This is a genomic window from Kitasatospora sp. NPDC059747 (assembly GCF_042732955.1).
Taxonomy (GTDB): domain Bacteria; phylum Actinomycetota; class Actinomycetes; order Streptomycetales; family Streptomycetaceae; genus Kitasatospora.
Map to the genome: position 1 here is coordinate 24873 of NZ_JBHWGV010000058.1, position 12498 is coordinate 37370.

Below are 12498 nucleotides of genomic sequence, written 5' to 3' on the forward strand. Positions count from 1 at the left end.
TACGTAGCAACAATTTGTTGAAAGACTGGTGTGCGATGGAACCCGTCGAGCCGCACGGGTCTTCGCATAAGGTGCCAGGGCGCGCGACCGGCCCGAGCGTCGCGCCGCCCCGTACCCCCGCCGATTCCGGACGAAAGGCGCACCCGTCGTGATGCCACTGTGGTCACGCGCACAGCAGCAGGACTTCCGCAGCCGGGTGCGGGGCTGTCTGCTCGGCGGCGCGATCGGGGACGCGCTGGGCGCCGCCGTCGAGTTCGAGGCGCTGGACAAGATCCTCGCCCAGCACGGCCCGCACGGCGTCACCGGCTACGTCACCGCCCACGGGCGGACCGGCGCGGTCACCGACGACACCCAGCTGACGCTCTTCACCGTCGACGGCCTGATCCGCGCCCACATCCGCCGCGACACCGGCAGCTGGCACCCGCCCACCGACCTCCACCTCGCCTACCTGCGCTGGGCCGCGACGCAGCGCGACTGGGGCCCGGACGAGCGCCGCCCCGACCTCGGCTGGCTCGGCCGCGAGGAGTGGCTGTACGCCCAGCGCGCCCCTGGCCAGGGCAGTCTCACCGCCCTCGGCGGGCCGGACGGCGAGCGCCTGGGCACCCTGGAGCACCCGAAGAACCCGCACTCCAAGGCCTGCGGCACGGTCGTGCGGGCGGCGCCGTTCGGGCTGCTCACGACCTGGGAACCGGGCCTGGTGTTCCAGCTCGCGGTGGAGTGCTCGGTGCTCACCCACGGCCACCCGACGGGCTACCTCGCGGCCGGCGCGTTCGCGGTGATCGTCCAGAGCGTCGCCCGCGGCGGCACCCTGGAGGAGGGCGTCCACCTCGCCCTGGCGCTGCTCTCCGAGCGGCAGGGGCACGAGGAGACGACGGCCGCGCTGCGGGCGGCGCTGGACGCCGTGCGGGCGGGCGAGCCGTCCGCGGCCCGGGTGGAGGCACTGGGGGAGGGCTGGGTCGCCGAGGAGGCGCTGGCGATCGGGGTGTACTGCGCGCTGGTCGCGCACGACGTCCGGTCGGGCGTGCTGCTCGCCGTCAACCACTCCGGGGACAGCGACTCCACCGGCGCGATCTGCGGCAGCCTGCTCGGCGTGCTGCACGGCGACACCGCGCTGCCGCCGGGCCTGGTGGCCGGGCTGGAGGGGCGCGGCGCGATCCTCGAACTCGCCGACGACTTCGTGCTGGAGCTCGTGCACGGCGCCGAGCTGCACGGCCGGGACACCCCGGAGGGCGCCGCGTGGACGGCCCGCTACCCGGTGGTGGGCTGAGCGGTCCCGGTGTGGACGGGCCCCGGGAAACACAGTTGCCCGTAGCCGTGTCCGCCGCCGGGGGGCGACGGGCACCGCTACGGGCAACTGGGCCGAGAGCGGCCCGGGTTCAGGCTGCGCCGAACTGCCCTGCGCCGAACTGCCCTGCGCCGAATTCGCCCGGGCCGAACGCCCCCGCTCCGGCGGCGGCGGCGAACGCGTTCCAGGCCTCGGCGGAGAAGCGCAGTTGTGGGCCGTGCGGGTCCTTGGAGTCCCGGACGGCGACGGCCCCCGCGGCCGGCGTGGCGATCTCCACACAGGCGCCGTTGCCACCGCTATGACTGCTCTTCCGCCAGGGTGCGCCGCTCTCGATGGTGGTGCTCATGGGTGGAATCCCTCTTCAATCTCTGCTATCAGTGTCCGGCTTTCCGCCACACCGAGCGCCGCCGCCCTCAGGTGGTCGTAGAGACTGGTATAGCGGCGCACGTCGGCCTCCTTCTCCAGGTAAAGATCGCTCGTCACCCCTTCGAAGTAGACAACCGTGGAATCGGCTGACTCGGGGAACTCCAGCAGGGAGAATGTCCCGGTCATACCGGGGTGGGCACCGGCGGCGAACGGGATCACCTGGATCGTGATGTTCGGCCGCTGGCTCAGCTCCAGCATGTGCTTGAGCTGGTGGGCCATCACCTCGCGGCTGCCGACCTCGCGGCGCAGCACCGCCTCGTCTATGACGGTCCACAGGCTGCCCAGCTGGTGCTCGCCGTGGACGCGGTCCTGGCGCTTCATCCGCACCTGCACCCGGCGCTGGACGGCGAGCGCGTCGGTGTCCGGCTGGGTGCCCTCGACGACGGCCTGGGCGTACTGCTCGGTCTGCAGCAGTCCGGGGACGAAGGAGGACTCGTAGGCGCGGATCGAGGAGGCCTCGGCCTCCAGGCCGATGTAGACGCTGTACGGCGTCGGCATGTCGTTGAAGTCGTGCCACCAGCCGCGCTGGCGGGACTCCTTGGCCATCTCCATGAGGCTGTTGCGCATCTGTTCGTCGGACACGTTGTACACGTCGCAGAGGTCGCGGACGTCCCGCTGGCTGATGCTGCGGCGGCCGTTCTCCAGTCGGCTGATCTTCGACTGGGAGACCATCAGCCGGCCGGCCACCTCCTCCGCGGTCATCCCGAGGCCCTCGCGGAGCTTGCGCAGCTCGGAGCCCAGGCGCCGTCGGCGCACGGTGGGATTGATGTTGGCGGACACGTCGACCTCCGGCCGGACCTCTGGTGATCGTTGGAACGGCAGTCCTCGGAACACTTCGGACATTGGGACCAACCCCCCTGACTCGGAGCAGCATGACACCTTGGGCCAGGTCGGCGCCGGGGATTCACAGCAGCGCAATAGAACTGATCATCGGAAAAGCGCTTCTGTGAGACAGCGAAGCCTCCCAGGTGGTAATGCGGCTCAGCGGCTCGAACCGGTACTGCTACCGGCGCTGATTCGTGTGGGCTCCCGGCGGTGCACGTGCTGGTGGCACATGCTGCGGCAGGCTCCGCCGGACGTCCCCGGGCGACCCGGGGGCCCCTCGGGGACGGCAGAGGGGCGGTCGCCGGGCGACTTCCGTCGCGGGCGACCGCCCCTCCTCGCTCCTGGTACTGCTGGTGGTGCGGGTACCGCTGGTGGTGCGTCGGGTCGTTCAGCGCTCACGGACGGCGCGAACGCCGCGGCGCGCGCTGCCGGGTGTGAAGCCGGACCTCACGCCGGACGATCCGCCCGGCGTGCCCGGGTGCGCCCCCGGACCCCGGACCGGGCGTCAGCGGACGCCGACCCGGGAGGCGGCCACCCGGCCGCCGGTGCCCCGGCCCGCCGCGCGGGCGCCGGAGGAGCCGGCGGACCGGCCCGTGCCCGTCGCGGACGAACCCTGGTCCGAGCGGTTCTGCTGTGCCGGCAGGCCGTTCTGCACGTCCATCACGGCGTGCGCGACCATCCCGCCGAGCGGGTCGTACCGGATCAGGTCGCGCAGCCGCGACCGCGAGGACCGGCCCTCGTTGCCCGGGTACAGGTGCTTGCCCAGCCCCACGGAGTGGGCCAGCGCGGCGAGCGCGGCCGTCCGGGGGTCCGGTGGCACACCGGTGCGGATCGCGGTGTCCAGCCGCTGCTTGATCGCGGCGTTGGTGCAGTCGTCGGACGCCTGGTAGCGCGTCGTCGGCAGCACCCCGCACACCTGGCCCGGCACGGCGGTCACCATGCCGCAGCGCTCCAGGTGCGCCAGGTAGGTCTGGCGCAGCCCCAGCCGGGGCCCGCCGATCCAGTGCGCCGCGCGGACCGGACTGCCGCGCCGTCGCAGCAGTTCCAGTGCGTGGTCCAGGGTCGGGTCGCCGGTCGGCCGTGCGAGCACGACGGCGATCCGGTCTCCCTCCGGTACGATCCGTCCGGCCAGGGACAGCTCGACGAGCTGCGCCCCGGCGAGTCCGAGGTCGAGGGTCTGCGGCTGCGCCGTGGTACCCGTGGTCGGGTCCAAAGCGAGCAGCAAGAGTTCCTCGGGAACAGTTCTGCGGCTCTTGCCCATCCAAGCCTCCCCGCGTGGATGAGAGACAGGGTGACGCCTCTCACACGGGCTTGTCGAGTACGCCTCCGAATCGTGACCTTGCGGTGAAGGCCTGGAACCAGGGGGTGCGGGCCGGGCGTCTGTTCGATGAGCGAACCGCGATACCGCCGTGTGACGGCAATAAGGGCCGGTCGGGCGGGGTCTGCGCGGCCGGTCGCCGGTCGGTGGCGGAGACTGTACAGGTACACGGGGCGGGGCGTCGGCTTCCCGAAATCGGGTCTGCCGGTGCCCCGCCGGGCGTTGAGGAGGCTGGGTTACGTGGGCGAGTCCCCCGACAGGGTGCTGCGGGACGGCGGGAGCGGGCAGGACCGGGAGCGCGAACGGACCGGATCGACCGCCGTCGGAACGGCCGCTGACGGCGCCTCCGCCGACACTCCGGCCGACACCTCGGCCCCGGTTCCCGCCTCCGCTGCCGCCTCCGCTTCCGGCGACGCGCCGAAGGCGGGGGGCAAGGGCGGTTCGACCGTGCAGCTCCGTGTCCGGGATGTGGACAGCAAGACCACGATGCTGCGACTGCCGGTGGACAACCGCACCACCGCGCTGCGGCTGCCCGACGAGCTCGTGAAGCCGTCCGGCGCCGGGAGTTCCGAGGCCGATGCCCCCGAGGCACCGGACGAGGCGTCGGATGCCACCCCGGAGGAGGACGCGAAGCCGTCCGGCAAGCCGGCGGGCGCCGACCCGCGTCTCGGCATGCGGACGACCGTCGCGCAGCCGGCGGACGAGGCGGGCGAGGCGGACGAAGCCACCGCCGACGGCGACGCGCCGGGGGAGGACGCCGAGCCGGCCGCCGAGGACGACACGCCCGAGGGCGACGCTCCGGTGGAAGAAATGGAAGAGGGCGACGCGGAGGAGGCCGTCGAGGACGCCGCCGAGGCGGACGCTCCGGTCGTGGCGGTGCGGCTGAGCAAGCCGGAGAAGCCGGCTTCCGCTGCTTCTGCGGAGAAGCCGAAGCCCGCCGAGAAGTCCGAGGACGCCGAGAAGTCCGGGAAGTCCGCGGACGCCGACGAGTCCGGCCCCGCCGAGAAGGCCCCGGGCCGGGTGAAGTCCGAGAAGCTGGAGAAGCCGCGCCTCACCCCGCTCAAGGCCGCCCCCGCCGCCGGCACGGTCCCCGAGCCGCCCGCCCCCGGCCCCCTGCCCGAGCCCGAGCCGCAGCCCGGCCCGGAGCCGCTGCCGAAGCCGGCCCCCGCCCCGGAGCCCGGCCCGGCCCCGGCGCCCGAACCGCTGCCCGCGCCGGACCCGCGGCCGGTGCCGCCCGTCCCGCCGCTGCCGAAGCCCGAGCCGCTGCCCGTCCCCGAGCCGCTGCCCTCGCCGGAGAACACCGCCGAGGCGATGGAGGTCCTGGCGGCCCTCAACGCCCGCCCGGTCTCCCCGCTGCGGCGCGCGCTCAAGCGGATCACCATCTGGACGGTCTTCCTCGCCGTGGTGCTCGGCGCGGCGGTCGTGGCCCAGCTGCTGCGCCCGCTGCCGGACGCGAAGGTGCGGATGTCCGCCGCCGGCAGCTACAGCTTCCCGGGCGACCCGCTCGACCTCGCGTGGCCGGCCAAGGGCCAGTCCGCGGCCGAGGTGGTCGGCGTCGGCAGCCTCGGCAGCTCCGGCCCGGAGACGCCGGCCTCGATCGCGAGCGTCACCAAGGTGATGAACGCCTACCTGATCCTGCAGAAGTTCCCCCTGAAGAAGGGGGAGAGCGGCCCCAAGATCGTCGTCGACAAGCAGGCCGCGCAGGAGTCCGGCAACGTCGACGAGTCGAAGGTGACGCTCACCGAGAACCAGGTGCTGACCGAGTACCAGGCCCTGGAGCTGCTGATGCTCCCCTCGGCCAACAACGTGGCCCGGCTGCTCGCCCGTTTCCACTCCGGCTCCGAGGCGGAGTTCGTCAAGCTGATGAACGAGACCGCGGCCAAGTTCGGCATGGCCAACACCACCTACGCCGACCCGGCGGGCTACAACGCGGACACCAAGAGCACCGCGAAGGACCAGCTGAAGCTGGCCGAGCAGGTCATGCAGGACGAGATCTTCCGGCAGATCGTGTCCACCCCGGACACCACCTTCAACAACCAGAAGATCCCCAACACCAACAACCTGATCAACCCCAAGACCGGCGTCATCGGCGTCAAGACCGGCTCCAGCACCCCGGCCGGCGGCTGCCTGATGTGGGCCGCCTACAAGGAGGTCGGCGGCGTGAAGCGGCTGATCCTCGGCGTCACCCTCGGCCAGCAGGCCACCTCGCCCAACCCCGGTGACGGCATCCTGCCGACCGTGCTGAAGGTCAGCGGCAAGCAGATCCAGGCCGCGCAGAACGGCGTGACCGGCCAGACCGTGGTCAAGAAGGGCGACGTCGTCGGCTACGTCGACAACGGGCTCGGCGGCAAGGTCGCGGTCGTCGCGACCAAGGACCTCGTCGTGGCCGGCTTCCCCGGCATCGGCGGCACCGTGACCCTGGACGCCGGCAAGGTCGACCACCACGCCGCGGCGGGCACCGAGATCGGCACGCTGCGCGTCGGTGACGGCGACAGCAAGAGCGAGGTGCGGGTGGCCCTCCAGGCGGACCTCAACCCGCCGTCCATCCAGTCCCGGCTGACCCGGATGCTCTGAGTCCACGCCGTAGGACACGAAGGTGAAGGGGGAGCCGGGCCCACCGGCTCCCCCTTCACCGCGTCCGGGCCTTCAACCCGTTCCGGGCCCTCAACCCGCTCCGGACCCGAGCCGGCGTGCGAGGGGTTCCTCCTCGGCCAGTACCCGCCCGAGCGCCAGCGCCAGCGTGTACGCGGTGAAGCTCGCGATCAGCCAGGACAGGCCGGTGAACACCACCCCGTACGTCCCGAACCGCGCCACGCTGTGCGCCATCGCGCGCGGCAGGTAGACGTGGCCGGCCACGCGGAGGCCGACCACCGCCACCCCGCACAGCAGCGCGCCCGGCAGCAGAGGCGGCCAGCGCACCCGGCCGCCCAGCAGCAGGTACTGCGTCCACCACCACAGCGCCGTCGAGGCCAGGAAGGTCAGCGGCAGCCCGAGCCAGCGGCCGGCCCCGAAGCCGTCCCACAGCGCCACCTGGAAGACCAGGGCGGCCAGCCACACCAGCAGCCAGACCAGCCAGCGCCAGGCGGCCAGCCTGGTCGCCGCCCGCGGCAGCTCCCAGCAGCGCTCGCACACCCGCTGGATCGCCCGGCTCAGCGCCGTCGCCGACAGCAGCGTGAACAGTGCGCCGAGCACGCCGAAGCCGGCCTCGCCCGTCCCGTTCGCCAGCAGCTGGTCGACCGACTGCTCCGCCGCCCCGCGGATCCCCAGCTCGCTGCGCAGTGCGCGCAGCACGTGGTCGCGGAAGGACACCGGGGTGAACACCGCCACCACGAACAGCGCCGGCAGCGCGCTCAGGAACGCCTGTGCGGCGAGCCGGGTGGCGCAGTCCAGCAGGTTCACCCGGACCAGCTGGTGGACCGCCCGGCCGACCAGCGGCACCCGGTCGGGCAGGCCGCGCGCGTACCGGGCCGCCCCGGCGCCGCGCTCCCTGAGCCGGGCCGTCCGTCCACCGCGGTGGCCGCCGTCGTCGGGCGGGCCGCTCGGCCGGTCGGTCACGGGCGCCCTCCTCGGTCACGAGGCTCCATGGTCGCCCGGGCCCGGTCGGGCCGCATCCGGGGTCGGCGGGGCTCAGCCCCGGCGGTCGAGCAGCGCCAGGGTGGCACCGTCCAGCGGCATCACCCGGGTGGGGGCGCCGTAGCGGGCCCGCAGCGCCTGGGCGTCGTCCGGCCGCATCGCGGCGAGCGGGTCCGTGGTCTGCCCGAGGACGACCAGCCAGATCCGGTCGGCCCGCCCCAGGCAGTCGGCCGGGACGGCGCACGCCGTCGGCGACAGCTCCGCCGCCTCGACCGCGCCCTGCGCGACGAACACCGGGTACGGGCGGACGTCCGCCGGCAGGTAGTAGGCGACGCCGGGGCCGATCATCGCCCAGCTCTGGTCGCCCAGCGGGACGGCGAGCCCGTCCCCGGGCCGGTAGCCGGCGGCGATCAGCCCGGCGGCCGCGCGGAACGGCTCGTGCGCGTGCGCCGACTCGTACCGCACCGTGGCCTGCCGCGGCAGCGCCGCCCAGGCGGGCACCGCGAGCAGCGCCAGCGCCAGCGCCATTCCGGCCACGCGCAGCCGCTTACGCCGCGGGCCGCGCCGGGCGAGGCCCGTCAGCGCCTTGTAGACCGCGGCGACGCCGCCCCCGCCGAGCGCCGCCCAGGCGGGCACGGTGAACAGCAGGTACCGGTCGACGAAGTACGACGTGCCGCCCTGCGACACCAGCCAGACGCCCACCACCGGCACCACCGCCAGCAGCAGCGCCTGCAGCGCCTGCACCCGCCGGCCCGGCAGCACCACGGCCGGGACGGCCAGCAGGACGACGGCGATGAACACGTCCGGCGCCCCGGCCAGGGTCTCCCCGAAGTGCCACAGCGCGTCCAGCGTGGGCGTCCCTATCCAGCCCAGCTGCCGCTCCGACTGCCGGGCGCCCAGCACCACCACCGGCACCAGCGGCAGCGCCGCCACCAGCACCGCCGCCGGGTACTGCCACAGCAGCCGCCGGTCTGCCGTCCCGCGGGTGCGCCACAGGTGCAGCAGCACCACGGCGGCCTGCCCGGCCACCGTGCTGAACGAGACCAGGTGCAGGACCCCCGCCACTGCCATCGCCGCGCAGTACGGCGCCCACCGCCGCCACCCGGGCCGCTCCAGCGCCCGCAGCAGGAACCAGGTCGCCGCCGCGATCGCGCAGGTCACCAACGCGTAGGCGCGCGCCTCCTGGGCGAACCGCGACACCTGCGGCACCGCGCAGAACAGCAGCCCCGAGCCGACCGCCGTCACCCGCCCGCCGAACAGCCGCTCGGCGGCGAGCCCCACGAACGCCGCCGCTCCGGCCATCGCCAGCACCGACGGCAGCCGCAGCGAGACCGCCGAGTCCCCGAACACCGCCGTCCAGGCATGCATGAGCAGGTAGTACGCGCCGTTGCTGGCGTCCACGTGCTGGAGCAGGCGCAGCAGGTCCGGCAGGGAGCGGGTCGCCACCGTCCACGTCGCGACCTCGTCCCGCCACAGCACCGGCGTCCCCAGCCGGAACAGCCCCAGGCCGAGCATCACCACCGCCGGCCACAGCCACACGGACCGCAGGAGTCGGCCGAGGGGGTGCACAGCAGGGCGCATCTGGACCTTCGATCGGAAAGCCGAACTTCGAACACGTTCCTTGAAGGCTACTTGCCCCACCCTGACACCCCGTCGGCGCCCGTACCATCCGCCACCGCCACCGCCCCCACCCCTGATCCGGTACGCTGTGGACGGCCTTGTGACCACACGGCCCGCCTCAGTAGCTCAGGGGATAGAGCACGGCTCTCCTAAAGCCGGTGTCGCAGGTTCGAATCCTGCCTGGGGCACGTAGCAGCGAGAGGCCCCCGACCCGTGTGGTCGGGGGCCTCTCGGCGTTCCCGGGCCGCTCGTGCGGCTCCCGCGGCTGAGGCGGGATCAGGCGAGGACGTGCCCGGCGCGGGCGGCGGGCGTGGGGTGGGCGGCCAGGTCGGCGAGCAGGGTCTCGGCCTCCCGGGCGCCGCGCAGGACGGCGGGGTCGAGGTCGGCGAGGACGATCTCGCGGCGGTCCTCGCCGGCCTCGGCGATCAGGCGGCCGTCCGGGCCCCAGACCGCGCTGCCGCCGCAGGTGTGCCAGCCGCCGGTGACGCCGATGTGGTTGGCGAGCACCGTGTAGAGGGTGTTGTCGAGCGCGCGGGCCGGGAACCAGGTGCGGGACTCGTGGTGGCCGTGCCCCGTGCTGAACAGGGCGCCGACCAGGTAGGCGTGGCAACCGTCCAGTGCGGCGGAGCGGGCGTGCTCGGGGAAGCCGGAGTCGTAGCAGATGCCGAGACCGAGCCGCCAGCCGTCGAGCTCCAGGCTGCAACCGACCGTCCCCGGGCGGTAGTAGGACTGCTCGGTCTTGAAGAGGTGCTGCTTGTCGTAGCGGGTGACGACCGTGCCGTCCGGGCCGAACACGAAGGCGGAGACGAGCAGGTCCGGCCCGTCCTGGGCGGCGGCGCCGACCACGGCGGCGGTGCCGGTCTCGCGGCAGGCCTCGGCGATCGGCGCGAGACGCGGATCGCCGGGCTGGACGGCGCACTTGAGCGGATCGGCGCTGATCAGCCCGGGCTCGTAGCCGGCGAGGAACTTCTCCGCGAACAGCACCAGCCGGGCGCCGGCCGCGGCGGCCTCGCGGATGAGCCCGGCGGCGGTGGCCGCGTTGGCGGGGATGTCGCCCGCGACGGCCTGGTCCTGGACGGTGGCGATCCGCAACGGACGCTCGGGGTAACGGGCGTGGGCGGCGGACTCGTGGGGGGCTTCCTGGATACGGGACATGCCCGCCACGCTAGTGCCGTGGCCCTGGACGGCGGTCAGAGGGCGGCCCCGTCGGGGTGGTCGGCGCCGTCGGCCGGACGGTCGCCGCGGGCGGGCCGGAAGGAGGGCGCGATGACACGCTGAACCCTGGGCCTGGTCCGCCAGTTGACCCGCCGGATGTCGCGGGCCAGGGCGCCCGGGCGCCAGAGCTCGACCGCCGCGGTGACGGCGCCCAGCACGAAGCCGGCCGCCAGCCAGCCGCCCAGCACGTCGCTCGGCCAGTGCACGCCGAGCGCGATCCTGGTCCAGCCGACGGTCAGTACGGCCGCGGTCGCCACCGCGCAGGCGGCGATCCGCCCGGAGCGTCCGGCCCGGGGCCAGAACAGCCCGACCAGCACCGCGCAGGTGATCGCGGAGGCCATCGCGTGCCCGGAGGGGAAGGCCGGCCCGCCCGCGTGCGAGACCGGGTCGGTGAAGGACGGCCGCTGACGGCCGAAGGCGAGCTTCAGCGCCCACTGGGCGCCCCACCCGACCAGGGCCTGCGCGACGGCCCACCCGGCGAGCACCCGGGCGCCGATCAGCCAGAGCCAGCAGGCCGCGATGGCCAGCAGGACACGCATCGTGACCGTGCCGCCGATGTCGGAGAGGGTCTGCACCGCGGCCGTCCAGGCCCGGTGCCCACGGGCGTAGGAGTGCGTCTCCGCGATCCAGCCGTGGTCGAACCGGTAGAGGGGTTGCCAGTGGCGGGTCACCAGGACGGCCAGCAGGCCGAACAGCAGGGCGCAGCCCACCGCCAGCGCCGTGCCCCGAAGGGCCCGGCGGTGACGCACAGTGGCGGCAGTCGCGCTGTTGGTCAGGTGCATGCCTGACACCTTCCCAGCGTCCTGTGCTGATCGGGCGCCCAGGTGATAGCGATTCCGCATCTTTTGTGCGGAGGATCTGCGTGCGCAGGGGTGCGGGAGCGGGTGGAGAGTGGGGCGTGCGGGAACGAGCGGGGCGCCCGGGGGGTTCTCCGGATATCCGCTCCGAAATGGTCGCGCCGCGCGCACCCGATGCGCCCGGCCGGTCACCCTGCGTTCAGAACCGGGGTGAAAACCGGCAGGATACTGCATCGCGGGGAAGAATCTGAGTAACTTGGGAATGTTGTCCGGAATCTGTTCGTTGGATCGTTACGTGTGAGCCCCCCGGGGCCCGCATTCTTGCCCTCTCGGGGCAGGCAGGCATTCCTCGGCAACACCAGCAAAGGGAGCAAGCATGGCCACCCGTGCCGTCGTTCGCGACAGGGCCGACCGGACTCGCGCGGCCCGCCCGACCAACCTTGAGGCCGACCGTGACCTGGTCGGCATGTACCTCGACGAGATCGCCAGGACGCCCCTGCTCGATGCCGCCGAGGAGGTCGAGCTCTCGCTGCGGATCGAGGCCGGTGTGTACGCCCAGCACCTGCTGGAGGAGGGCGGGCTCCCCGAGGGCGCCACGCGTGAGGAGCTGGAGGCGATAGCCGACGACGCCGAGCGCGCCAAGGACGTCTTCATCCGTTCCAACCTCCGGCTCGTGGTGGCGGTCGCCCGCCGGTACCCGCGCAGCGGCCTCCCGCTGCTGGACCTCATCCAGGAGGGCAACGCGGGCCTCGTGCGGGCCGTCGAGAAGTTCGACTACGCCAAGGGTTTCAAGTTCTCCACCTACGCGACCTGGTGGATCCGGCAGGCGATCACCCGCTCGATCGCCGACCAGTCCCGCACCATCCGGCTGCCCGTGCACCTGGTCGAGGAGCTGGGGCGGATCCGGCGGGTGCAGCGCGAGAAGTCCAAGGAACTGGGCCGCGAGGCCGAGCCGGCCGAGATCGCGGCCGAGCTGGACACCACCGAGGCCCGGATCAAGGACGTGCTGGACTGGGCGCGCGACCCGGTCAGCCTGAACATGTCGGTCGACGACGAGGGCGAGACCCAGTTCGGCGACCTGGTCGAGGACACCGGGGCGACGTCCCCCGAGGACGCCGTGATGGTCATGCTCCGCCGCGAGGAGCTGGACGACCTGATCGGACGGCTGGACGACCGCACGGCCTCGATCATCCGCTCCCGCTACGGGATGGAGGACGGCCGCGAGCGCACCCTCACCGAGGTGGGCAAGCAGCACGGCCTCACCCGGGAGCGGATCCGGCAGATCGAGAAGCACGCGCTGGCCGAGCTGAAGAAGATCGCCGACCACGCCGGCTTCGAGGCGGCGTAAGGCGTAAGGGGAGTTAGGGCGTACGGGGAAAGGGACGTGAGGGGATCGGGGAGCGGGGACCGAGCCCTGGACCGGGCCCGGGTGCGGAGCG

General features: G+C 73.5%; 10 protein-coding genes and 1 tRNA gene. 4 read left to right on the forward strand and 7 right to left on the reverse strand.

What is annotated here, in order from left to right; all coding sequences use genetic code 11:
- Window positions 1–151: 151 nt before the first annotated feature.
- Window positions 152–1267, forward strand: a complete 1116-nt coding sequence (locus ACFV4G_RS24445; protein WP_380443790.1) for an ADP-ribosylglycohydrolase family protein — start codon at window positions 152–154, stop codon at window positions 1265–1267.
- 109 nt (window positions 1268–1376) lie between these two features.
- On the opposite strand, the gene ACFV4G_RS24450 is transcribed toward ACFV4G_RS24445, so the two are convergent.
- The 3 genes from ACFV4G_RS24450 to ACFV4G_RS24460 form a co-directional block, all read right to left on the reverse strand.
- The gene (locus ACFV4G_RS24450) at window positions 1377–1631 is read right to left on the reverse strand and encodes a DUF397 domain-containing protein (protein ID WP_380443792.1); all 255 of its coding nucleotides are present in this window, start codon (window positions 1629–1631) and stop codon (window positions 1377–1379) included.
- Complete coding sequence (locus ACFV4G_RS24455; protein WP_380443794.1) at window positions 1628–2491, reverse strand: helix-turn-helix domain-containing protein; 864 nt, start codon at window positions 2489–2491, stop codon at window positions 1628–1630. Before ACFV4G_RS24455 ends, ACFV4G_RS24450 begins: the two co-directional genes overlap by 4 nt.
- Before the next feature lie 550 nt (window positions 2492–3041).
- Complete coding sequence (locus ACFV4G_RS24460) at window positions 3042–3797, reverse strand: GPP34 family phosphoprotein (RefSeq protein WP_380443796.1); 756 nt, start codon at window positions 3795–3797, stop codon at window positions 3042–3044.
- A 297-nt stretch (window positions 3798–4094) separates the two neighbouring features.
- Between ACFV4G_RS24460 and ACFV4G_RS24465 the strand changes: the two genes are divergently transcribed.
- A complete protein-coding gene (locus ACFV4G_RS24465; protein ID WP_380443798.1) occupies window positions 4095–6428 on the forward strand; it encodes a hypothetical protein in 2334 nt (777 codons plus the stop codon).
- Between the two features lie 90 nt (window positions 6429–6518).
- Here the strand turns inward: ACFV4G_RS24465 and ACFV4G_RS24470 are convergent, their stop codons facing one another.
- Together ACFV4G_RS24470 and ACFV4G_RS24475 are read right to left on the reverse strand one after the other, a co-directional pair.
- Window positions 6519–7409, reverse strand: a complete 891-nt coding sequence (locus tag ACFV4G_RS24470; protein WP_380443800.1) for a YhjD/YihY/BrkB family envelope integrity protein — start codon at window positions 7407–7409, stop codon at window positions 6519–6521.
- Window positions 7410–7481: 72 nt separating this feature from the next.
- Window positions 7482–9008, reverse strand: a complete 1527-nt coding sequence (locus tag ACFV4G_RS24475) for a glycosyltransferase family 39 protein (protein WP_380443802.1) — start codon at window positions 9006–9008, stop codon at window positions 7482–7484.
- A 154-nt stretch (window positions 9009–9162) separates the two neighbouring features.
- On the opposite strand from ACFV4G_RS24475, the gene ACFV4G_RS24480 reads away from it, so the two are divergent.
- Window positions 9163–9235 (forward strand) — tRNA-Arg (locus tag ACFV4G_RS24480).
- Window positions 9236–9323: 88 nt separating this feature from the next.
- Here ACFV4G_RS24480 and ACFV4G_RS24485 read toward each other — a convergent pair.
- On the reverse strand, window positions 9324–10202 hold the full coding sequence (locus ACFV4G_RS24485; protein WP_380443804.1) for a carbon-nitrogen hydrolase family protein: 879 nt from the start codon (window positions 10200–10202) through the stop codon (window positions 9324–9326).
- 35 nt (window positions 10203–10237) lie between these two features.
- A complete protein-coding gene (locus ACFV4G_RS24490) occupies window positions 10238–11044 on the reverse strand; it encodes a phosphatase PAP2 family protein (protein WP_380443806.1) in 807 nt (268 codons plus the stop codon).
- A gap of 391 nt (window positions 11045–11435) precedes the next feature.
- Between ACFV4G_RS24490 and ACFV4G_RS24495 the strand changes: the two genes are divergently transcribed.
- On the forward strand, window positions 11436–12407 hold the full coding sequence (locus tag ACFV4G_RS24495) for a sigma-70 family RNA polymerase sigma factor (RefSeq protein WP_380443808.1): 972 nt from the start codon (window positions 11436–11438) through the stop codon (window positions 12405–12407).
- Window positions 12408–12498: the final 91 nt, after the last annotated feature.